Below are 21,946 nucleotides of genomic sequence, written 5' to 3' on the forward strand. Positions count from 1 at the left end.
TTCCGCAAAAAGGCCATGCTTGTCTGCGAGGAAAGCAGGGATTCCCTACCTCTTCGCTTCGGCGGAGGAAGAAGAGATGAGGACAAGTATGCAGCGGGATGGTCAATGAGAAAGCGCTTCAACTCGGGACTGTTGGCAACGGTCGGCCTTGCGGGGTTCCTCGCGTTCACGCCTCAGCTTGCGATGGCGAAGGAGGGCGGCGCCGATGATCGTGATCTGATCGCGATTTCCTCGTTCTCCGGAGCATTCCTGGCCGCGCGTGCCGCTGAAGCGGACAATGATTTCGAGAGCGCCATCGATTATTACGAGCGGGCTCTCGCCTTCCAACCCGACAATCAGGCGATTCAGCAGAGCCTGCTTCTGGCGCTGGTCGCCGAAGGGCGCTTCGACGATGCGCTGCCCCACGCTCGTGCGCTCAAATCCGTTCCTGAAATGGAACGTTTCTCACGGCTGGGGCTCGCCGTCGATGCGCTGCGCGATGAAAACTATGCACAGGCCGAGAACTGGCTGAAACTGGTCCTGGAATCGGATCTCGATCGCCTGATCACGTCGATCATGTCCGCTTGGGCGGAGATGGGACAGGAGGGGCAGACGGATCAGGCCCTGGCAACTCTGGAAGAACTCGACGGACCGGACTGGTATCGCTTGTTCCGCTCCTATCATCGCGCGTTGATGCTCGCACAGAGTGGGAAAAATGCCGAAGCGGAGACGGCGTTCGATGCCTTGTTGCGCGATGTGACAGCGGCATCTGCCGGGCCGGACACCTATATGCGCGCGACTGAAGCCTATGCTTCCTGGCTGGCCGAACGCGGCGAGAGGGAGAAGGCGCTCGCAGCGCTTGACAATGGCGAGAAATACATCACCGGCCGCGCTGCCACGACAATTCTGCGCGAGAAGATCGAGGCTGGCGACGCCGTCACCTTTCCTGTCCCCGATCCACGCGCCGGAGCTGCGGAAATTCTGCTCAACATTGCCACTGCTCTCAATCGCGGTGGCGGCGAGCCTTTTGTGAAGCTCTACCTGAATTATGCGCTGGCGTTGAGCCCGGACAATGATGATATCCTGGTCCAGCTTGCCTCCTTGGCAGAACAGCAGAGTGAACCGGAAAAGGCCATCAGCTTTTATGACCGGATCAAACCCGGCTCGCCCTGGCGCCGTCTGGCCGAGCTTCAGACAGGGCTGAACCTGGCCGATCTCGACCGGCACGAGGAGGCTGAAACCTATCTCAATGCAGCCATTGAGAAAGACCCGGATGATATTCGTGCCTATCTGTCATTGGGTCGCGTTTATGCGGTGCAGAAGGATTATCGCGCTGCAGCCGATGTCTATGATCGGGCGGTCGAGCGTATTGCCGAGCCGGAACGCGAAGACTGGAGCCTCTTCTATCAGCGCGGCATCGCTTATGAGCGGTTGAAGGAATGGGAGAAGGCGGAGCCGAATTTTTTCAAGGCGCTGGAGCTTTATCCCGACCAGCCGCAGGTGCTCAATTATCTGGGCTATTCCTGGGTCGACATGAACATGAAGCTGGAAGAGGGGCTGGAGCTTATCGGCAGAGCGGTCGAGCTGCGCCCCAATGACGGCTACATCGTCGATTCGCTCGGCTGGGCGCATTACAGGCTTGGCCGCTACGAGGAAGCGGCGAAGGAGCTCGAGCGCGCGGTTTCGCTGCGTCCCGAGGACCCGGTTCTGAACGACCATCTTGGCGACGCCTATTGGCGCACGGGCCGCAAGCTGGAAGCCACCTATCAATGGTCGCATGCGCGCGACCTCGATCCGGAGCCTGAATTGCTCGCCGAGGTGGAAAAGAAGCTGAAGGAAGGTTTGCCTGACGACGAACCGAAGAAACTGGCTGAGGCTTCGACGCCGGAGAAAGTGATCGCCGACGGGACGGCGACGCCCGAAAAACCAACTGCCGGGAAGCCCGCAGAGCCGGAAGCCTCCGAAGAGCCTAAGACCGAAACCAAGGCGGTCGAGCCCCCGGAGAAGACGGCTACGGGTGACGCGTTTTACACGATCAAGGATGGTGAGACCCTCTGGTCCATCGCTGTCGAGCAATTGGGCGACGGCGAGCGGTTCCGCGATATTCTGGCCGTCAATCCGGATCTTCAGCGCAATCCCGATCTGCTTCGGGCCGGACAGGAAATTCGGCTTCCTCCCCAGGATCAGTGAGACTGTGAACTGCTAGAGTTTTCGGGTTTCCTTCACGATAAAAACGGGCGGATTAAACGTGGGGATGTTTCAGAAACTGGGGCGATCGATCGCCAAACGCAGACTGATCCTGTCCTTGCCGCCCGTTGCTCGGGACGTGATGAAAGACGGGCTGACCTATCTGCCGCTCGAGCGCATGGCATCGCTCAATGCCGAGCTTGAGCGCATGGTGGCACAAGATGTTCCAGGAGATATTGCCGAGTTCGGCATGGCGCTGGGCGGATCTGCGATTGTGCTGGCCAAAAGTCGGGGCAAACGCCGATTTCTCGGCTTCGACGTGTTCGGCCGGATCCCCCCGCCAACCGATGACGATGGCGCGGATGCCCACAGTCGGTTCAAGGTGATTGCCGAGGGGAAATCGACCGGCATTCGCGATGGCGAATATTACGGGTACGTGGATGACTTGTTTGGCCGGGTCGTCTCATCATTCGAGAAATATGGGCTGAGGGTCGACAACCAGTCGATCATCCTGCGCAAAGGCTTGTTTCAAGAGACGTTTTCACCCTCGGAGAGCGACCGTTTCCGCCTCGTGCATATTGACTGCGACTGGTACGATCCGGTCTTCTTCTGCCTCACATCGGTGTCCCGCTGCATGAGCCCGGGCGGGGTGGTGATCGTCGACGATTACAACGATTATGAGGGGTGCCGAAACGCGGTGGACAAAGTGCTGGCCGAGGATGCCTCCTTGCTGCTGGAGCGGACGCTGCCGCACGCTGTCATCAGGAAGCGTGCATCATGAAAAACGCTCTGCGCCTTGACGCTTGCCGGGGCGCGGAATAGGACGTGCCGGCACCATCCGGAGAAGCATTGTGACCGCGACAAGCACCGATCTGCCCATCACGCACCCCACGCGCTCGTTTCAGGGACTTATCCTGACCCTGCACAATTACTGGGCCGCGCATGGCTGCGTCATCCTGCAGCCCTATGACATGGAAGTGGGCGCGGGCACGTTTCATCCGGCCACGACGCTGCGCTCGCTGGGGCCCAAACCGTGGAACGCGGCTTACGTTCAGCCCTCGCGCCGGCCAAGCGACGGGCGCTATGGCGAGAACCCGAACCGGCTGCAGCATTATTACCAGTATCAGGTGATCCTGAAGCCCAACCCGTCCAACCTGCAGGAGCTCTATCTCGGCTCGCTGGAGGCCATCGGCCTCGACATGGCGACGCATGATGTGCGCTTCGTGGAAGACGACTGGGAAAGCCCGACGCTGGGCGCCTGGGGCCTTGGCTGGGAGTGCTGGTGCGACGGGATGGAGGTTTCGCAGTTCACCTATTTCCAGCAGGTCTGCGGCATCGAATGCGCGCCTGTTGCCGGCGAACTGACCTACGGTCTGGAGCGGCTTGCCATGTATGTGCAGGGCGTCGACAATGTCTATGACTTGAACTTCAACGGGCTTGAGGGCGACGCCAAGGTGACCTATGGCGACGTATTCCTGCAGGCGGAGCAGGAATATTCGCGCTTCAATTTCGAATATGCGGATACGGACATCCTGTTTCAGCATTTCAAGGATGCCGAGGCCGAGTGCCGCGCCATCCTGGAAGCCGGCGCTCCGGCAGATGAGGGGCATCTGCACAAATGCGTTTTCCCAGCCTATGACCAGTGCATCAAGGCAAGCCATGTCTTCAACCTGCTCGATGCGCGCGGCGTGATCTCGGTAACGGAACGCCAGAGCTATATTCTGCGCGTGCGGGAACTGGCGAAGGCCTGTGGCGAGGCGTTTTTGAAGACGGATGCGGGCGGCGCGGAGAAGGCAGCGGCCTGAACGATCTCCTTTGGTGATTTCGGCGACGGGGCGTATCATGGATGCGCCCCGTTTTTCGTAAAGGGCCAAGGGAGGAAATCATGACACAGCATGGTTGTTTCCACTGGAACGAACTGATGACCCGCGACACGGAGAAGATGAAGACCTTCTACGCGGACACGGTGGGCTGGACCTTTGACAGCATGGACATGGGGGAAGGACGGACCTACTGGATCGCTAAGGTCGGCGACACGCCGGTTGCAGGGCTTTTCCCCATGGCAGGACCAGATTTCGACGGTGTCGAGGAACACTGGATGCCTTATCTGGCGGTCGACGGCGTGGACGCGCTTCTGGAAAACGCGAAGGGAAAGGGCGCCGAAGTTTTGCGCGCACCCTTCGATGTGCCGGGCATTGGCCGCATCGCCGTTCTGCGCGAGCCGGGTGGCGCGATGATCGGCTGGATGACGCCTGCCGATCCGGCTTAGCGCTCAGGATTGGAAGGGGCAAACAGACGAAGGAAACAGTCCCGGCGCGCTCGAGAGCGTTGCGCGAAGCCCGTTGTATCGCCCTCGTGCGTGGTTCGACAGGCTCACCATGAAGGATGTGGTGGCCGGCAGGAGGCAATCAAGCGTGCCGGACGACCCGCAGGCCCACCATGAGGGGGCGGTGGGAGGCGGTGGAGAGCGTAAAGGCAGGCTTGAGGCAAATCCGCTCCTCATGGTGAGCCTGTCGAACCACGCACGACCATCCCGAAAACCGTCAGGCTGGGGCGATCGAACCTGCGGGATGCAGAGCTTCGGCTGAAACAGCCATGGCGCGGGGCTCCCTTTGCTCTGCCGAAAGCGTTTGCAGGGCGCGGCGGATGCCTGAGGGGCGTTCGGTGCTGCCCGGCATGGCCTGAAGGATCAGGCAGGCGCTGAGCGCGATGGAATGAAGAAGAGCGGGGGCGGCTGTCATTGTTCTCGTCCGGGTGTGATCTGATGCCTGTTCGTCGCTGCCGGCGACGAAAAGGTTCATTCGCACCGCGTGGCGGGTGACATTGGCGGGCGGAGTTGCTATTGCCGGGCGCGATACAGTCCGCTTTTCAGAGACCTCCCAATGCCCGATCTTCTTCTCGAACTCCGCTCCGAGGAAATTCCAGCCCGCATGCAGCGCAAGGCCGCCGGCGACTTGAAGAAGTTGGTGACGGACGGTCTGGTGGATGCGGGGCTCACCTATGAGGCGGCGACCGAATACTGGACGCCACGCCGGCTGGCGCTCGATATTCGCGGCGTGACCGCCCGCTCGAAGGATGTGCGCGAGGAGCGCAAGGGCCCGCGCACCGACGCGCCGGAAAAGGCCATTCAGGGCTTTTTGCGCGGGGCGGGGCTTTCCTCCATCGATGAGGCCGAGGTTCAGAGCGACCCCAAGAAGGGCGATTTCTATGTCGCGGTGATCGAGAAGCCCGGCCGGGCGGCGGAACAGATTGTCGCCGACATCATGCCGGGCATCATCCGCAATTTCCCGTGGCCGAAATCCATGCGCTGGGGCGCTGCCTCGGCAAAGCCCGGCAGCCTGCGCTGGGTGCGCCCGCTGCAATCGATCCTGTGCACCTTCGGGCCGGAAACCGAGGAGCCGGTGGTGGTGGATTTCGAGATCGATGGCATCCGCTCCGGCAATGTCACCTATGGCCACCGCTTCCATGCGCCCGACGCCATCACCGTGCGGCGCTTTGATGATTACGTGGAAAAGCTGGAAGCGGCGAAGGTCGTGCTCGACCCCGACCGCCGCAAGCGCATCATCCTCGACGACGCGCGCAATCTCGCCTTTGCCAACGGGCTGGAGCTGGTGGAAGACGAGGGGCTTCTGGAAGAGGTCTCCGGCCTCGTGGAATGGCCTGTGGTGCTTCTGGGTGAATTCGAGGAAGACTATCTGACCATTCCGCCGGAGGTGATCCGGCTGACCATCCGCGCCAACCAGAAATGCTTTGTCTGCCGCCCGCAGGGCGAGACGGAAAAGCTGTCCAACCGCTTCGTCATCACCGCCAATATCGAGGCGAAGGACGGCGGCAGGGAAATTGCGCACGGCAATGGCAAGGTGGTGCGCGCGCGGCTTTCCGATGCGCTCTATTTCTGGAAGACGGATCAGGCGGCGCTGCCTGACCTCGGCAAGCTTGAGGGCTCGGCTGAAAAATTCGGGCTCGATCTTTCAAAGCCGCTCGACCAGCGCATGGCGCGGCTCGACCATCTGGGCGTGACCTTCCATGCCAAACTCGGCACGCAGGGTGAGCGCGTGGCGCGCATCGTAGCACTGGCGAGAGAGCTTGCGCCTGTGGTGGGGGCGGACCCGGCGGAGGCCGTGCGCGCGGCGCATCTGGCCAAGGCCGATCTCCAGACCGAGGTGGTGGGGGAATTCCCCGAGCTGCAGGGCTTCATGGGCCGCAAATATGCCGAGCTACAGGGCGAAAGCGCCGCAGTGGCGGCGGCCATCGAGGATCATTACAAGCCGCAGGGGCCGAACGACGCCGTGCCGACCGACCCGGTGGCCGTGGCCGTCGCGCTGGCCGACAAGCTCGATATGCTTGTGGGGTTCTGGGCGATTGACGAGAAGCCGACGGGGTCGAAAGATCCTTACGCGCTGAGACGCGCGGCGCTGGGTGTGATCCGCATACTTTCGGAGAATGGGATTGGCCTCAACCTGCTAGAGTTTTTCCGGTGGATCGTCGATACACCGGGAGCCCGCCCCAATATCGAGAAGGCTGTGCAGAAGACCGAAGGTCAAGATGTTTTTGAAACATATGCTCTAGACCTCCTCTCCTTCTTCCATGACCGTCTCAAAGTCTATCTCCGCGATCAGGGTGCGCGGTATGATCTGATCGATGCGGTTTTGGCGAGCCGTGGTGCCGGCCCCTCATCCGACCCTTCGGGCCACCTTCTCCCCGCAGGCGGGGAGAAGGAAGAGGCGGCAGCGTCTGTGTCCCCCTCTACCCGTGCGCGGGGAGAGGGTAAGGGTGAGGGGCAGCACCAGGCGGGCGAGACTGCCGGAAACGGCAATGACGATCTCCTCCTGATCGTGCGGCGCGTGGAGGCGCTTTCGGAGTTTCTGGCCACCACGGATGGCGAGAACCTTCTGGCGGGTGCCAAGCGGGCGGCGAACATCGTGGCCGATGCGGAAAAGAAGGGGACGGCCATCGCCGAGACGGTCGATGCGGAGCTCTTCGAGACCGATGAAGAGCGGGCTTTGTTCGACAGTCTGGAAGAGGCGGAGAATTTTGCCGCTCAGGCCATCGCCGCCAATGATTATGTGAAGGCGCTCTCCTTCCTGGCGCGGCTGCGCCAGCCGGTCGATGCCTTCCTCGATGGCGTGATGGTCAATGCGGAAGACGAAGCGGTTCGGGCAAACCGTCTGGCGCTGCTTTCACGCATCCGCAGCGCCACGGCGCAGGTCGCGGATTTCTCGAAAATCACCGGGTAGCTACGCGAACACGTAGACCGCCAGCGCCACGGCGATATAGGAGGCAAGGCCCGCCAGCGGGCCGAGCCGCTGCAGATAGGCTGGTGGCGGGGTGCCGGGCTGGCCACGCCGGACGGCCATGAAGCCAAGCACGGCCACGGCAAGGATGAAGGCTGCCGCCACGAGCTTGAGCAGGAAGGCCGTGCTCAAAAGCGCGCCCTCATAGCGCACCAGCCAGAGCCAAAGCCCTGTCAGCCACAGGAGCAAAACGCCTGAAAGCGTGACGAGCGTGAAGCGCGGGCGCAGCGCCAGAAGAGCAGGCGACGGCGCGCCCTCGGAGCGCTTGGCCTGAATTGCGACCATCATCCCGCCCAGCCCGCCTGCGGCCCCCAGCATGAGGCCGAACAGGTGCAGGATTTTCAGGAAGGTCAGCATGGCGGGGGTCTCCGGACAATGATGCGCGGAGGGTGCGCCGCTCTGCGTGGGACGTCAAGCGTACCGGGAAGTGCTTTCCTGTCAGCCTGATGGCATGAGCCTATTCGGGCTGTCCCACCGGTCCACCCGAGGGGCGAGGGGCAGAAGCAGGAGCCGTCGCGGCCGCAGAGCTGTCAGGCTCCGGCTTGGGGCGAGAGGCAGGCTGGTGTTCTGTCTGGACAGCAGGCTCGGCCGGGGTCGGCTGGGGTGCGGTGGCCTGCCGCGGCGGCGGCGTTACGGTTTCTCCGCCACGGATGATCTGCGGTATGCGGCGCGGGGCATGGGGGATGGCGCTGGTGGTTTCTCCGGTCTCCGGATGCATGTCGGGCAGCGCTGTTCCAATGCCGACCATGGAAGGTGAAAGCCGAAGCTTTTCCACTGATTGCGACGGGTTCAGGGAGGGAGCCGGATAGGACAACGGCACTTCAAGCATTGCAGGTCGGTCGAGCGTTTCTTGCCGGTATTCCTGCAACGTTACTGTCGATGTGGCGTGTTGTGGGGGCTTGGCTGTCAATTCGAGCAAGGAAGTCGCCTTCGTGCCGCCCGCGAACGCAAGCAACATGATGACGAGCAGTGGCTTGATCAGCCATGGCTGCATTCTTCCTTCCCCCCAATCATTGGCGGTTATAACGCGCGTATCATCGCGCATAGGCTATAAAACGCGAAATGCATTAAGATTCGACAAACTCCCTCCCTGGCGAACTCGCTGGCGAACTTGCTGGCTCTCATGCTCGATGTTTGTGATGCCGTGACGGGCAGGTTTGATTGAAGCCCCGCGTCTTTGCCCAAAAGCAGACCACGAACGAAATAAGCGCTGTTCCGTTTTGCCATGCTTGCCCACATCCGGAAGGCGCGATAGTCAGCAGTTGGATTTTGAAAGGACGGGTTTCTTGGCTGACATTCTGCCGGACAGTGAGGCGTTGCCACGGGCGGTGGAGCTGCTGCGATCAGGCGCGGCCATCGCCATTCCCACGGAAACGGTTTATGGGCTTGCCGCCGACGCTACCAATGGCGAGGCGGTGGCGCGGATCTATGAGACCAAGGGACGCCCGCAGTTCAACCCGCTGATCGCGCATGTGGCGGACCGGGAGATGGCGGAGCGCATCGCGGTTTTCAACCCGCTTGCGCGCCTCCTTGCGGATGCCTTCTGGCCGGGCCCACTGACGATTGTTTTACCGCATCGGGCCGGTTCCGGCGTTCACCCGTTGGTGACGGCCGGGCTCGACACGATTGCGCTGCGCTGCCCGAAAGGCTTTGGCGCGCGGGTGATCGAAGCGCTGGAGCGCCCCGTTGCGGCGCCGAGCGCCAATTCATCGGGCCGCATCAGCGGCACGACGGCTGAAGCTGTCGAGGCTGATCTCGGCTCTCGCATTCCCTTGATCGTGGATGGCGGCCGGACGCCGGTGGGGCTGGAATCCACCATTGTGAAGGTTGGGGAAGACGGCATCACGCTTCTGCGTCCGGGTGGCGTTGCGGCTGATGAGATCGAGCGCGTCACCGGTATGTCGCTGATGCGTGGTGCCAAGGGGGTGCAGGCCCCCGGCATGCTTGCCTCTCACTATGCGCCCAATGCCCATATGCGGCTCGGTGTGGCAGAGGTGAAACCGGGAGAGGCGCTGCTTGCCTTCGGATCGGAGCGCGTACCGGGGGCGGAGAGTGCGCATGCGGTGCGCAACCTGTCGCAGACCGGAGACCTGCGCGAGGCGGCGGCGAACCTCTTTTCGCATCTGCTTGCGCTCGACCGGTCAGGTGCTGCCACAATCGCTGCCGAGCCGGTGCCCCTTGAAGGGCTTGGCGAAGCCATCAATGATCGCCTCGCGCGCGCAGCCGCACCCCGAGATTGCTAACGCTTCAGGAAACCAGAACTTCATGACCATCGATGCCGCTCTTCTCGCCCGTTTTGCCAAAATCGTCGGCGAGCGCCATGCGCTGACCGCTGCCGAGGAGATTGCGCCTTATGAGGACGAGCCACGCGGGCTGTTTCGTGGGAAAACGCCGATGGTGCTGCGGCCGGGCTCTGTAGAGGAGGTGAGCGCGATCCTGAAGCTTGCCAGCGAAACCGGGACGGCGATCGTTCCGCAGGGCGGCAATACGGGCCTTGTGGGCGGCCAGATGCCGGACGGCGAAGGCAATGAAATCGTGCTTTCGCTTTCGCGCCTCAACAGGATCCGCGAGATCGATCTGAAATCCAACACGGCGACGGTGGAGGCCGGCGTGGTGCTGCAGGTGCTGCAGGATGCGGCTGCCGAAAAGGATCGGCTGTTTCCCCTTTCGCTCGGTTCGCAGGGCTCCTGCCAGATCGGCGGCAATCTGTCATCCAATGCGGGCGGCGTTGGCGCGCTGGCCTATGGCACGGCGCGGGATTTGTGCCTCGGTGTCGAGGTGGTGCTGCCCACCGGCGAGGTCTTTGACGATCTGCGCAAGCTCAAGAAGGACAACACCGGTTACGATCTCAAAGATCTGTTTGTGGGCGGCGAGGGCACGCTGGGCGTGATCACGGCGGCGGTGGTGAAGCTCTTTCCCATGCCCAAGGGGCGGGAACTGGCCTGGGCGGCTCTGCCGACGCCTGCCGATGCGCTGCGCTTTTTCGAACTGGCCAATGACCGCGCCGGCAATGGCCTGACGGCCTTCGAGCTTATCGAGCGCACGCCGCTTGCCTTCACGCTGGCGCATGTGCCGGGCTCTGTCGATCCGCTGACCGAGGCGCATTCCTGGTATGTGATGATCGAGATTTCCTCCGGGCGTTCCGGAGATGATGCCAAGGAGCTGATGGAGGAGGTGCTGACGGTCGCCTTCGAGGAAGGGCTGGTGGTGGACGCTGCGATTGCCCAGAACGAGGGCCAGGCCAATGCCTTCCGACATCTGCGCGAATCCATGTCGGAAGCGCAGAAGCCGGAAGGCGGCTCGATCAAGCACGATATTTCCGTGCCGGTGGCGGCGATCCCCGAATTCATCGAGCGTGCGGGCGACGAGGCGCAGAAGGTCGCGCCGGGCTGCCGCGTGGTGTGTTTCGGCCATATGGGCGACGGCAATCTGCACTACAATATCTCGCAGCCGAAGGATGGCGACCGCGACGCCTATCTCGCGCTCTACCGGAAAATGAACGACGCCATCCACGCCATCGTGCGCGATCTCGGCGGATCGTTCTCAGCCGAACACGGCATCGGGCGCATGAAGCGCGACGAGCTGATCGCCACGCAACCCGCCATCGCCACGGAGCTGATGCGCCGGGTGAAGGCAGCGTTTGATCCGGCGGGCATCATGAACCCGCGCAAGGTGATCTGATTTCAAAGTCGTAGAGCGGGTCGCGCATTGCGCCTTGCGCTCCGGCACCTTCTTGCCGGGGCTGCCTCCATTTACCTCCCGGTCATGCCTCTTGCCAGATCGTTACACTTGGTTGGAAATCGCTAACCAACTGTAAGGTCAGCAAAATTTAACCGACTTTCTAAGCCTGACGGTAACGGGCCAGGCGCTAGGGTGCCTTCCATAACGAGGCCGAAAACGGCCCGGTGAGAGAACCGGAAAACCGGCTCTCAGGAGTGACAGGAAGGCAAGAACATGAACAGTGGGCTCAAGCCAGTCTGGGCGGGCCGCGCAATGCGGCTCGACCCCTTTCGCCTGCCACAGGCGGTGAGCTATGCATCGCACGACGATTTCGGCGAAGTGTCCTTTACCGTGGACAATCGCGGCGTGCGCATGAAGCGCGTTCTCAACAAGAGCGGTCTGCCGGTAACCTTCGCCCTGCCCACGCGTGCGTTTCGTGGTGTTGCGGCGCGCGCCATCGAGGATGATCTGGGCGATGTGACGGTGACGCTCGAACTGCTTCACACGGATGCGATGCTGTGCGTGCCGCTTTTGGTGGCGGGCGATCTCGACGATGTGGCGGCTGACTGGCGCGCCTGGTCGGAAGCGCTGGGCCTGCCCATGCTGATGATCGAGGCCGACGGACTGGCCCGGCCGCTCGAAGAGAGCATTGGAGAGGTGAAGGCAAACCCGCCGAAGCATCGGCGTCAGGGCCATGCCGTTCGGGCGCGCCGCCCGCGTTTCCTCGCACGTCGCCGGTGCGGCAGCCTGGGTGTGCGCATGGTTGTTGGCGGAGCGGAGATTATCGCCCGCGACTGATCGCGCCGGTCAGAATTGTGGGCTGATCACGGCCCACAGACCACCGCCGATCAGGCCGAGAAAGATCAGCCAGCCGACAACATTGTTGGAGCGGAAGAGCGCCAGACACTGATCCGGGTTGTCGATGTCGATGACCCGGATTTGCCGTGCTAAATGGGCGCCTGCTGCCACCAGGCCGGCAAGTGCTGGCATCGGCACTTCGGCAAGCGCGAAGGCGACCGCAAAGAAAAGAAGTGCGCCGCCATAAAGCGCAATCAGCCACTGTCGGGTTTTTTCTCCGAACAGGCGGGCCGTCGAGCGAACGCCGACAATGGCATCATCTTCCTTGTCTTGATGGGCATAGATCGTGTCATAGCCGATGACCCACAGGATGGAGCCGAAATACAGAAGCAAGGGCGCGAGCGACAGGCTCTCGAAATCCGCCGCCCAGCCCATCAGCGCACCCCAGGAAAAGGCAAGTCCCAGAAAGAGTTGCGGCCAGTTCGTGAATCGCTTTGCGAAGGGATAGATCGCCACGACAATGAGCGAGGCGAAGCCGAGTGCGATGGCAAAGGCATTGAACTGCACGAGCACCAGAAGCCCCAGCAGCGCCTGCGCCAGAAGGAAGGCCCAGGCCTGCCCGCGCGTAACCTGTCCCGAGGGTAGGGGGCGGGAGCGCGTGCGCTCAACGGCATTGTCGATGCGCTCATCCACGAGGTCGTTGTAGGTGCAGCCGGCCCCGCGCATGGCAATCGCCCCGACGAGAAAGAGCAGGATGTGCCAGATGGAGGGAAGCACCTCGGCAAGGGGGGCGCCGGGCTGCGCATAGGCAGAGGCGGCAAGAGCCGTGGACCAGAGGCAGGGCCACAGAAGCAACTGCCAGCCAATGGGACGGTCCCACCGCGCAAGCTGAGCATAGGGCCACATGCCGCGCGGCATGACGCGATAGACCCAGTGGCCGGAAGGGGCATCGGCGACGCGGCCCTGACCTTGGCGGGACTGGATCTTTTCCATGGCGAACATGTCCGTTTTCGTGTGTCTGTCCTGAAGGGAGTGGCAAGCCCGCCTCTCCGCGTCAAGCGTTTCTCTCGGGGAACGGCGGACAAGCGCCTTGATTTTCGGCGCGAAGGGCCATAGCCCGAAGCAAAGATTGAACAAGCGGGGATGCGCACGATGAATGTTCTCCTGATCGGGTCCGGTGGCCGCGAGCATGCACTGGCCTGGAAGCTGGCGGCATCTCCGGTTTTGACGAAACTTTATGCAGCGCCCGGGAACCCCGGCATGGCAGGGGACGCTGAATGCGTGGCGCTTGACGTTTCCGACCATGCGGCTGTTGTCGCCTTCTGCAAAGAAAAGGCCATCGCGCTCGTCGTGGTCGGGCCGGAAGCGCCGCTCGTGGCCGGCCTTGCCGATGCTCTGAATGCGGCGGAGATCCGTGTTTTTGGCCCGAGTGCGGCCGCTGCCCGGCTTGAAGGGTCCAAAAGCTTCACCAAGGAACTATGCGACCGCAAGGCGATCCCCACTGCAGCCTATGGACGATTTGATAACGCGCTGGCAGCGCGCGACTATGTGCGCGAGCAGGGCGCGCCCATCGTCATCAAGGCGGATGGGCTTGCCGCTGGCAAGGGCGTGACCGTGGCCATGTCGGAGGATGAGGCCATCGCTGCCATCGACGAGTGTTTCGACGGCAGCTTCGGCGCTGCGGGCGCTTCTGTGGTGGTGGAGGAATTTCTAGAGGGTGAGGAGGCGAGCTTTTTCTGTCTTTGCGATGGCAAGACGGCGTTGCCCTTCGGCACCGCGCAGGACCACAAGCGCGTGGGCGATGGCGACGCGGGCCCGAACACGGGTGGCATGGGCGCCTATTCGCCGGCCCCGGTGCTGGATGAGACAACGCTTGCCCGCACCATGGCCGAGATCATCGAGCCGACTCTAGAGGGCATGGCGGAGATGGGCGCACCGTTCACCGGCGTTCTCTATGCCGGGCTCATGCTGACGACGGACGGTCCGAAGCTCATCGAATACAATGTGCGTTTTGGCGACCCGGAATGCCAGGTGCTGATGATGCGGCTGAAGGAGGATCTTCTGCTTCTCATCAATGCGGCGGTGGACGGGCAACTGGCGCATGTCTCGGCCCGCTGGCGCGATGAGGCGGCGCTGACCGTGGTGCTGGCGGCAAAAGGCTACCCGGCGAGCCCCGAAAAAGGCACCGTGATCGGCGGATTGGAGGCTGCGGGTGTTGATGACGGTGTCGAAATCTTTCACGCGGGAACCGCGATGAAGGACGGCGCGCTGGTGGCCAATGGCGGACGGGTGCTGAATGTCACCGCGCTGGGCGGCTCGGTGAAAGAGGCTCAGGAAAAGGCTTACCGTGCGGTCGATCTGATCGACTGGCCGGAAGGCTTCTGCCGGCGCGACATTGGCTGGCGCGCGGTGGAGCGTGAGGGCTGAGGGGTCTCAGGGTTGGCGCTTAGCTTTCTGCAGTTCTATTCCTTGAACAGATGCGCCGTCTCGAATGGATCGGGAACGGGTTTTTCCGGCACGGTACCTTCAGCCATCCGCTTTTTGTGGTGGGTGAGCGAACACTCGATGGAACAGAGAATGCCGCGATCCGCCCAGTAGGCGGGGCCGTTTTCGATCAGGCCCTCATGATAGGCAAAGCCCGGCGTTCCGAACATTTTTCCGCATTCGATGCAGCGGTTCTTTTCCGGTCTTGCAAGCATTGAGGTTCCTTCCTTTGGATGGTTTCTAACCTTCGGGCGGGAGGGCTGCAAGGTTTTCAACATTGACGTTTACGTAAAAAGAAACTAGCAATCTTGCGCCAAGGTATGATGGCGGGGGTGTGGTCGAGCGGCTAGATTTTGGTCCCGGGCGCACGCTGGACAGTTTGGCGCGCGCCGCAGTTTCAGGCGCTGACGGGACATCAGGAGGATTGCAGCATGTATCGAGCCCCGGTCGACGAAATCGCCTTCACCCTGAAACATGTCACCGGGTTCGGCGCCGATCTGGATGCTGGCCGGTTTGGCGATCTCTCCGAAGATCTGGTCGATGCGATCATTGGCGAGGCCGGGCGCTTTGCTTCTGAGGAGATCGCGCCGCTTGCGAAAGTGGGCGACGAAAAGGGGGCGGTCTTAAAGGACGGCACCGTCACCACGCCGCAGGGCTGGGCCGACCTTTACCGGCGCTGGTGCGAGGGCGGATGGAACGGGCTTGCCGCTCCTGAGGAATTTGGCGGGCAGGGCCTGCCGACGTTGCTTTCCGTTGCGACGATGGAGATGTGGAACTCCGGTTCAATGGCGTTTGCCATCGGTCCGACACTGACCATTGGGGCAATCGAAGCGCTGGAGAAGCACGCGACACCTGAATTGCAGAAGACCTATCTTGAAAAGCTCGTCTCGGGCGAATGGATGGGCACGATGAATTTGACGGAGCCGCAGGCTGGCTCCGACCTCAACGCGCTCAAGGCGCGGGCGGAACCGGTGGGCGACGGGACCTATCGCATCTTCGGCCAAAAGATCTTCATTACCTATGGCGAACAGGATTTCACCGACAACATTGTGCATCTTGTGCTGGCAAGGCTGCCGGATGCGCCGGCGGGCACGAAAGGCATTTCGCTTTTTCTGGTGCCCAAATATCTCGTCCACGAGAATGGTACGCTGGGTGAGCGCAACGATGTTTTCTGCGCCTCCATGGAACACAAGCTCGGCATTCACGCCTCTCCCACCTGCACCATGATCTATGGCGACGGCAAGTTCGGCGAGACGCCGGGTGCTGTCGGCTGGCTGATAGGCGAGGAAAACCGGGGTCTCGCCTGCATGTTCACCATGATGAACAATGCCCGGCTGGCGGTCGGCATGCAGGGTGTGGGGATTGCCGAGGCGGCTACGCAGAAGGCAATGTCCTATGCGCAGGAGCGCCGGCAGGGCCGGGCCGCGGGTGCGCCCAAGGATGGCGGGATGAGCCCGATCGCCGAGCATCCCGACATCAAGCGCACGCTTTTGACCATGAAGGCAGAGACACAGATGGCGCGCGCGATCACCTATGCCTGTGGCTATGCGATCGACCGGGCGCGGCTTGGCGAGGGTGACGAGGCGAAGGCCTGGCAGGCGCGCGCGGACATTCTCACCCCCATGGCAAAGGCCTTTTCCACCGATGTGGGCGTGGAGGTTGCATCGCTTGGCCTGCAGGTTCATGGCGGCATGGGCTATGTGGAGGAGACGGGGGCTGCCGCGCTTTACCGCGATGCGCGGATCGCGCCGATCTATGAGGGCACCAACGGCATTCAGGCAATCGACCTCGTCATGCGCAAGCTGCCACTTGAAGGCGGCGAGGCGGTGGCTGCTCTCATCAAGGAGCTGCGCGCCGACCAGAAGGCGGCTCATGCGGCATCCTCTCTTGGCAAGACCGGCGAGAGGCTGGCTGCGGCGCTGGACGATCTCGAAGCGGCGACCGGCTTCATGACCGAAGCGCTTTCCAATGGGCAGGTGAATGAGGCGCTGGCGGGCGCAACGCCCTATTTGCGGCTGTTCTCTCTCGTCATTGGTGTCGCGTTCAATGCGCGCGCGGCGTGCGGAAACGAAAATTCGGGTCACGCCGCACTGGTGCGTTTCATGGCGGAGAACCTGCTCGGCGAGACGGGTGCGCTCAGGCAGAGGGTGACGGAAGGGGCGGCGAGCCTCGATGCGGCGGCCGACGCCCTGCTTTCGGTCTGAGGAGACGATCATGAGCGAGCATGTTCTTATCGAGCGGCGCGGTGCGGTGCAGGTGATCCGGCTGAACCGTCCGGAAAAGAAAAACGCCATCACCCGTGCCATGTATGCGGCGATGGCCGATGCGCTGAAGGCAGGTGACGCGGATGACGCGCTGCGCTGCCACGTGCTTCTGGGCACGCCCGGTGCGTTTTCGGCGGGCAATGACCTTGCCGATTTCATGGCGGTGGCCGCCGGCGGGGAGGGCGGCGAGGAGGTCTATGATTTTCTTCTGGCGCTGGCCGGGGCTCAAAAGCCGCTCGTCTCGGGCGTGGACGGCATCGCGGTGGGGATCGGCACGACAATCCACATGCATTGCGACCTGACCTTCGCGACGCCGGCAACCGTGTTTTCCACGCCGTTCGTGGATCTGGGGCTCGTGCCGGAGGCGGGGTCGAGCCTGTTGGGACCGGCGCTTATGGGCCATCAGCGCGCCTTCGCCATGTTGGCGCTGGCCGAAGGGCTGCCGGCAGAGGATGCGCGCGCGGCTGGGCTGATCCACCGCGTGGTGGGGCAGGAAGAGCTCGAAGATGCGGCTTTCAATGCAGCGGAAGCGCTTGCCGCAAAACCGCCGGAGGCGTTGCGCATCGCCCGCAATCTGTTGCGCGGGCCGCGCGACGATGTTGTCGCGCGCATTCGGGAAGAGGGTGAGCATTTTCGCGCCCGTCTGAAATCGGATGAAGCGCGTGCCGCTTTCATGGCTTTCATGAGCCGCAAGTAGGGCGGGCCGAGGGGCGTTGGATGCCTCGGTCAGTGATGCAACGCCTGCCCCTCATCCCCCTGCCGGGACCTTCTCCCCGCTCGCGGGGAGAAGGAGGCTGTTATTGTGGCTCGGTCTTTTACGGATAAAGCCGCTCCGTCTGCCAGTCGCCGTTTTTGTCGCGGCTGAAGACCACGCGGTCGTGCAGGCGGAAAGGGCGGTCGTGCCAGAATTCAATGGATCGCGGAATGATCCTGAGGCCCGACCAGTGCGACGGGCGCGGGATGGTGCCGACCGCAAACTTCGCCGTGTATTCGGCAACCGCCTTTTCCAGCGCGAAGCGGCTTTCGAGCGGGCGGGACTGTTTTGAGGCCCAGGCGCCGATGCGGCTGCCGCGCGGGCGCGAGGCGTAGTATTCGTCCGCCTCGGCATCGCTCACCACTTCGACCGGCCCGCGAATGCGCACCTGACGGCGCAGGCTCTTCCAGTGAAAACACATGGCGGCTTTCTTCGCGCTCAGGATCTCGCCCCCCTTGGCGCTCTCGAAATTCGTGTAGAAGACAAAGCCGCGCTCATCGAAACCCTTGAGAAGAACCATGCGCACATTGGGCATTCCATCGGGGTCGACGGTGGCGAGAGCCAGTGCATTGGGGTCATTGGGCTCGGATCTGGTGGCGTCTTCAAGCCATTCCGCAAAAAGCCGGAAAGGCTCGTTGCGCTCAGTGAAGTCACCGGATTTTAACGTCTCGTCAATCATACTGGCTGCCTGTTCGCTTATTCTACGGGGAGAATGCCGATTGTCGGGGGCAACGCAAGCGCCAGTTCGAAGCATAGCCTTGGGTCTGCGTTGTTTTGGGCGTCTTACCGGTCTGGTGGGCGTGATTCTCCTTACCGGCTGCAGCCTTTCGGCGCTCGACGTGGGAGAAGCCGACATTGACCGATCGCTTGTCACGGGGGCGATTGCGCCCCCCGTCGAGAGCATGTCCACACCATTGCCCGCCATGAACCATGCCGGGTCAGAGGGCTTTCCGGCCGGAACCGCGGCCTTGCTGCAGGCGATGGTCGCCCAGCTTGGCCCGAATCTGGAAGGGGAGTTGCCGGTATCATGGGCGGATGAGGATAGCGGTGTTCAGGGTGTGGTTTCTTATATGATCGAAGATGCAAATGGGAATTGCCGGCATTTCACTACATCGCGCGAAAGTTTCGACGGGATCCGCCTTTATCGCGGCAGACTCTGCGTGGATCCGGAATTCGGGTGGCAGATCGATGAATTTGAGGCTGTTTGACGGGCAAATCCGGCTAAAGCTCTGGAATTTCTTCCTAGCCAAACGCATATAGGAAGCGACATCCCCAATTCACGACGTTTTGCCCTATAATGGGTGACGACCAAAGACAGAGTTGCACATGCGCAATCCATATGACGTTCTGGGCGTGGCCAAGAACGCCTCGTCCAAGGAGATAAAATCGGCTTACCGGAAGCTGGCGAAACAGTACCACCCGGATCAGAAGCCCGACGATCCCAAGGCCAAGGAGCGGTTCGCCGAGATTGGACAGGCGTACGAAATTCTGGGTGACGAGAAGCAGCGCGGCGCTTTCGATCGCGGCGAGATCGACGCTGAGGGCAAACCCCGCTTTGCAGGCTTCGAAGGCGCTGGTGCGGGCGGCGATCCGTTTGCGGGCTTTCGCCGATCTGCCCGTGGCGGGCCGGGAGCCCAGCATTTCGAATTCAGAAGCGGCGGCCCCGATGGCGCTGGTTTCGGCGGGGCGGACATTTTCAGTCAGATTTTCGGTGACGCTTTTTCGCAGGCAGGCGCCGGGCGCGGGCGACGCGCCGGAGCCGGTGGCGCCGGTGGGCGTCCGAGCGGCATGGGCGATCTGAATGCGACACTCGATGTGGATATCGAGGACGTGGCCCGAGCAGAGAAGGTGACGGCGGTCTTTCCCGGCGGACGGCGCATTGCGGTGAAACTTCCGCGCTACGTGGAAGATGGCCAGACCATCCGTCTCAAGGGGCAGGGTGAGGAAACGCCGTTCGGCGAGCGGGGCGATGCGCTGGTGAAACTGCGTTTCAAGGCGCACCCGCGCTACCGGATCGAGGGACGCGATCTCCACGTGGATCTTCCGGTGAGCCTCCGCGATGCTGTCCTGGGCGCCAAAGTGCCTGTCGAAACGCCGACGGGGCGTCTTGCTCTGACCGTGCCTGCCTGGACGAGTTCGGGAAAGACCATGCGCTTCAAAGGCCGCGGGTTGCCCCGCAAGACCGAAGGCAATGGCGATCTCTACGCGCATATCCAGATCATGCTTCCGGAAGGCGGAGACCCCGCGTTGGAAGCATTGTTCCGCCAATCTGCTTGATGCCTTGGCCGGGCTGTGCGATAGGGCTGCCGGCTTATCGCGTTGCGCCTTCGGAGAATCGTGGGCAGATGCGGGTGAAAAAGACACAGGATGATGAAGCGGCGCGCCTTCAGGTGAAAGCATGACGCTTCGGCAATTGGATTCGGAGAACCATTCCATGACAAATGGCAATGGCCTGATGGCCGGAAAGCGCGGGCTCATTCTGGGGGTCGCCAACAACCGCTCGATCGCGTGGGGCATTGCGAAAGCATGTGCCAATGCCGGCGCAGAGCTGGCGCTCACATATCAGGGTGACGCGTTGAAGAAGCGGGTCGAGCCGCTGGCCGCAGAACTGGGCGCGATTGTCGCCGGCCATTGCGACGTGACGGACATGGACAGTGTCGATGCGGTGTTTGCAAAGCTCGAGAAGGAATGGGGCAAGCTGGACTTTCTCGTCCATGCGGTGGCCTTCTCCGACAAGGACGAGCTGACCGGACGATATGTCGACACGAGCCGCGAAAATTTCCTGCGCAGCATGGATATCTCCGTCTATTCGCTGACGGCGATTGCAAAGCGTGCCGAACCGCTGATGAGCGATGGCGGATCCATCCTGACGCTGACCTATTACGGCGCCGAAAAGGTAATGCCGCACTACAATGTCATGGGTGTGGCCAAGGCAGCCCTTGAGGCGAGCGTGCGCTATCTGGCCGTCGACATGGGCGGCAACAACATCCGCGTCAACGCCATTTCGGCAGGTCCGATCAAGACGCTTGCCGCCTCCGGTATTGGCGATTTCCGCTATATCCTGCGCTGGAACGAGTATAATTCGCCGCTGAAGCGCGTTGTGACCACGGACGAGGTGGGCGATTCGGCCCTTTACATGCTCTCGCATCTCTCGCGCGGCGTAACGGGTGAAATCCTGCATGTGGACTCTGGCTATCATGTCGTCGGCATGAAGGCGGTCGACGCTCCGGATATTTCCGTCGTCACGGAGTAGATACGAAGGCGCATCGTGCTTCCATTATTGTATATAATTCGCCACGGTCAGACCGCGTGGAATGCCGAGGAGCGCCTGCAAGGACAGGCCGATACGGATATCAATACGGTCGGCCAGGTTCAGGCTGACCGCAACGGAATCCGCCTTGCCGATCTTCTGAACCATGATGCGGATGGCTTCGATTTCGTGGCCAGCCCGCTTCGGCGTACGCGCGAAACGATGGAGCGTGTGCGTGCCGGTCTCGACCTGCCGCGCGAGGGATATCGAACCGATCCACGGCTGATGGAGCTGAACTTCGGTGACTGGCAGGGCTTCACCTACGCCGAACTGGAAGCGGCCAATCCGGGAAGCACCGAAGCTCGTTCCCACGACAAGTGGGGATTCGTGCCTCCGGGTGCAGACGCCGAGAGCTACGAGAGACTGGCCGAACGGGTGAAGCCGTGGCTCGGCGAGTTGTCCGGCCCCACGGTCTGTGTGACCCATGGCGGGGTCATCCGGTCGCTGCTGTACCTGACGGGGCATGCCACAAGCGATGAGGCTGCAGCACTTACCATTCCACAAGACAGGATATTGCGGTTCCAGGACGGGACGGCAGAGTGGCTTTAGAACGGTTCACCGTTTCACGGAAACGCTGCTCCGCTCTATCCAACGGTTTCTCCGCGTTTATGCGGAAGGCACGTGATTCCACCTGGCTGAAAAGAGTTGCAGAATCCCGGATCAGGATCAGTCGGGCAACAGCATGTCGGTGATCTGCTTCACGCCATTGTCGACTTCGCGATAGGCGACGATAACGCTCATGCCCGGTTCGATGGCGGAGACATCCATCTCGGCTGGCAGTTTGAAGATCTGACCATTCTCCAGCGTAATGGTGAGATTTTCTGGGTCGACATTGGCAACCCGCCCCTCGGTGTCCAGGGCAAAGGCTGAGGAGACGAGCAAAAGTAAGCCCAATGCGGCTGCAAAGATGCGCATTCCATACCTCTTTTTCGACATGAGCACCGATAGAACGGCGCGAAAGCGAAGCAGATATTAACCGCCTAATTGTGTCAAAACTAGTGTGTGGAACACTTGATCATTTCGTGTTCCACACGGAGCAACGCCACCGATTGTTTCCGTTCCGAAAGCAGCCAAACCGGGCATGTTGTGTTGGAATGCCGGTGCACGAGGCAATCGCACGAGCCAATCCGGTTTGACCGTTTTCCCAAACGCCAAT

The 21,946-nt window shown here is 61.9% G+C and carries 22 protein-coding genes; 15 read left to right on the top strand and 7 right to left on the bottom strand.

Annotated elements, in window-relative coordinates; all coding sequences use genetic code 11:
- The first annotated feature begins 105 nt into the window (after window positions 1–105).
- The 4 genes from KW403_RS13970 (at window position 106) to KW403_RS13985 (ending at window position 4,435) form a co-directional block, all read left to right on the top strand.
- Window positions 106–2,169: a tetratricopeptide repeat protein gene (locus tag KW403_RS13970; RefSeq protein ID WP_223020069.1), complete on the top strand. Its 2,064-nt coding sequence runs from the start codon at window positions 106–108 to the stop codon at window positions 2,167–2,169.
- Between the two features lie 64 nt (window positions 2,170–2,233).
- A complete protein-coding gene (locus tag KW403_RS13975) occupies window positions 2,234–2,947 on the top strand; it encodes a TylF/MycF family methyltransferase (RefSeq protein ID WP_223020070.1) in 714 nt (237 codons plus the stop codon).
- 97 nt (window positions 2,948–3,044) lie between these two features.
- The gene (locus tag KW403_RS13980; protein WP_223022571.1) at window positions 3,045–3,971 is read left to right on the top strand and encodes a glycine--tRNA ligase subunit alpha; all 927 of its coding nucleotides are present in this window, start codon (window positions 3,045–3,047) and stop codon (window positions 3,969–3,971) included.
- Between the two features lie 80 nt (window positions 3,972–4,051).
- Window positions 4,052–4,435 (top strand): VOC family protein, encoded by a 384-nt coding sequence (locus KW403_RS13985; RefSeq protein ID WP_223020071.1) that lies wholly within the window; start codon window positions 4,052–4,054, stop codon window positions 4,433–4,435.
- Between the two features lie 274 nt (window positions 4,436–4,709).
- Here the strand turns inward: KW403_RS13985 and KW403_RS13990 are convergent, their stop codons facing one another.
- Window positions 4,710–4,907, bottom strand: a complete 198-nt coding sequence (locus tag KW403_RS13990; protein ID WP_223020072.1) for a hypothetical protein — start codon at window positions 4,905–4,907, stop codon at window positions 4,710–4,712.
- A 141-nt stretch (window positions 4,908–5,048) separates the two neighbouring features.
- On the opposite strand from KW403_RS13990, the gene glyS reads away from it, so the two are divergent.
- Complete coding sequence (gene glyS / locus KW403_RS13995; protein WP_223020073.1) at window positions 5,049–7,403, top strand: glycine--tRNA ligase subunit beta; 2,355 nt, start codon at window positions 5,049–5,051, stop codon at window positions 7,401–7,403.
- On the opposite strand, the gene KW403_RS14000 is transcribed toward glyS, so the two are convergent.
- Both KW403_RS14000 and KW403_RS14005 read right to left on the bottom strand, forming a co-directional pair.
- Window positions 7,404–7,817, bottom strand: coding sequence for a hypothetical protein (locus KW403_RS14000; RefSeq protein WP_223020074.1), 414 nt, complete (start codon window positions 7,815–7,817; stop codon window positions 7,404–7,406). It lies immediately after the preceding gene.
- 100 nt (window positions 7,818–7,917) lie between these two features.
- Entirely contained in the window at window positions 7,918–8,454 is a 537-nt protein-coding gene (locus KW403_RS14005) for a hypothetical protein (RefSeq protein WP_223020075.1), read from the bottom strand.
- Between the two features lie 292 nt (window positions 8,455–8,746).
- Here KW403_RS14005 and KW403_RS14010 point away from each other — a divergent pair, with 292 nt between their 5' ends.
- The 3 genes from KW403_RS14010 (at window position 8,747) to KW403_RS14020 (ending at window position 11,978) form a co-directional block, all read left to right on the top strand.
- Window positions 8,747–9,703: an L-threonylcarbamoyladenylate synthase gene (locus KW403_RS14010; RefSeq protein ID WP_223020076.1), complete on the top strand. Its 957-nt coding sequence runs from the start codon at window positions 8,747–8,749 to the stop codon at window positions 9,701–9,703.
- 22 nt (window positions 9,704–9,725) lie between these two features.
- The gene (locus KW403_RS14015) at window positions 9,726–11,141 is read left to right on the top strand and encodes an FAD-binding oxidoreductase (RefSeq protein WP_223020077.1); all 1,416 of its coding nucleotides are present in this window, start codon (window positions 9,726–9,728) and stop codon (window positions 11,139–11,141) included.
- A gap of 273 nt (window positions 11,142–11,414) precedes the next feature.
- A complete protein-coding gene (locus tag KW403_RS14020; protein ID WP_025029476.1) occupies window positions 11,415–11,978 on the top strand; it encodes a DUF6101 family protein in 564 nt (187 codons plus the stop codon).
- A gap of 9 nt (window positions 11,979–11,987) precedes the next feature.
- Here the strand turns inward: KW403_RS14020 and ubiA are convergent, their stop codons facing one another.
- The gene (gene ubiA / locus KW403_RS14025) at window positions 11,988–12,971 is read right to left on the bottom strand and encodes a 4-hydroxybenzoate octaprenyltransferase (protein ID WP_223020078.1); all 984 of its coding nucleotides are present in this window, start codon (window positions 12,969–12,971) and stop codon (window positions 11,988–11,990) included.
- A gap of 159 nt (window positions 12,972–13,130) precedes the next feature.
- On the opposite strand from ubiA, the gene purD reads away from it, so the two are divergent.
- Window positions 13,131–14,405 carry a phosphoribosylamine--glycine ligase gene (purD, locus tag KW403_RS14030; RefSeq protein ID WP_223020079.1) on the top strand — a complete coding sequence of 425 codons (1,275 nt, stop codon included), beginning with the start codon at window positions 13,131–13,133 and terminating at the stop codon, window positions 14,403–14,405.
- A 35-nt stretch (window positions 14,406–14,440) separates the two neighbouring features.
- Here purD and KW403_RS14035 read toward each other — a convergent pair whose 3' ends face one another.
- Window positions 14,441–14,677, bottom strand: coding sequence for a hypothetical protein (locus KW403_RS14035; RefSeq protein WP_223020080.1), 237 nt, complete (start codon window positions 14,675–14,677; stop codon window positions 14,441–14,443).
- 216 nt (window positions 14,678–14,893) lie between these two features.
- Between KW403_RS14035 and KW403_RS14040 the strand changes: the two genes are divergently transcribed.
- On the top strand, window positions 14,894–16,666 hold the full coding sequence (locus KW403_RS14040; RefSeq protein WP_223020081.1) for an acyl-CoA dehydrogenase family protein: 1,773 nt from the start codon (window positions 14,894–14,896) through the stop codon (window positions 16,664–16,666).
- A 10-nt stretch (window positions 16,667–16,676) separates the two neighbouring features.
- Window positions 16,677–17,423, top strand: a complete 747-nt coding sequence (locus KW403_RS14045; protein WP_223020082.1) for a crotonase/enoyl-CoA hydratase family protein — start codon at window positions 16,677–16,679, stop codon at window positions 17,421–17,423.
- A gap of 118 nt (window positions 17,424–17,541) precedes the next feature.
- On the opposite strand, the gene pdxH is transcribed toward KW403_RS14045, so the two are convergent.
- On the bottom strand, window positions 17,542–18,159 hold the full coding sequence (gene pdxH, locus KW403_RS14050; RefSeq protein ID WP_223020083.1) for a pyridoxamine 5'-phosphate oxidase: 618 nt from the start codon (window positions 18,157–18,159) through the stop codon (window positions 17,542–17,544).
- Window positions 18,160–18,238: 79 nt separating this feature from the next.
- Between pdxH and KW403_RS14055 the strand changes: the two genes are divergently transcribed.
- The 4 genes from KW403_RS14055 to KW403_RS14070 all read left to right on the top strand — a co-directional run bounded on the left by KW403_RS14055 (window position 18,239) and on the right by KW403_RS14070 (window position 21,339).
- Window positions 18,239–18,688 (top strand): RT0821/Lpp0805 family surface protein, encoded by a 450-nt coding sequence (locus KW403_RS14055; protein WP_223020084.1) that lies wholly within the window; start codon window positions 18,239–18,241, stop codon window positions 18,686–18,688.
- A 118-nt stretch (window positions 18,689–18,806) separates the two neighbouring features.
- Window positions 18,807–19,757: a DnaJ C-terminal domain-containing protein gene (locus KW403_RS14060; RefSeq protein WP_223020085.1), complete on the top strand. Its 951-nt coding sequence runs from the start codon at window positions 18,807–18,809 to the stop codon at window positions 19,755–19,757.
- A 157-nt stretch (window positions 19,758–19,914) separates the two neighbouring features.
- The gene (gene fabI / locus KW403_RS14065; protein ID WP_223020086.1) at window positions 19,915–20,733 is read left to right on the top strand and encodes an enoyl-ACP reductase FabI; all 819 of its coding nucleotides are present in this window, start codon (window positions 19,915–19,917) and stop codon (window positions 20,731–20,733) included.
- 15 nt (window positions 20,734–20,748) lie between these two features.
- Complete coding sequence (locus KW403_RS14070) at window positions 20,749–21,339, top strand: histidine phosphatase family protein (protein ID WP_223020087.1); 591 nt, start codon at window positions 20,749–20,751, stop codon at window positions 21,337–21,339.
- 117 nt (window positions 21,340–21,456) lie between these two features.
- Here KW403_RS14070 and KW403_RS14075 read toward each other — a convergent pair whose 3' ends face one another.
- The gene (locus tag KW403_RS14075) at window positions 21,457–21,705 is read right to left on the bottom strand and encodes a DUF1344 domain-containing protein (RefSeq protein WP_223020088.1); all 249 of its coding nucleotides are present in this window, start codon (window positions 21,703–21,705) and stop codon (window positions 21,457–21,459) included.
- Window positions 21,706–21,946: the final 241 nt, after the last annotated feature.

The organism is Nitratireductor kimnyeongensis (assembly GCF_019891395.1).
Classification (GTDB): Bacteria; Pseudomonadota; Alphaproteobacteria; order Rhizobiales; family Rhizobiaceae; genus Nitratireductor; species Nitratireductor kimnyeongensis.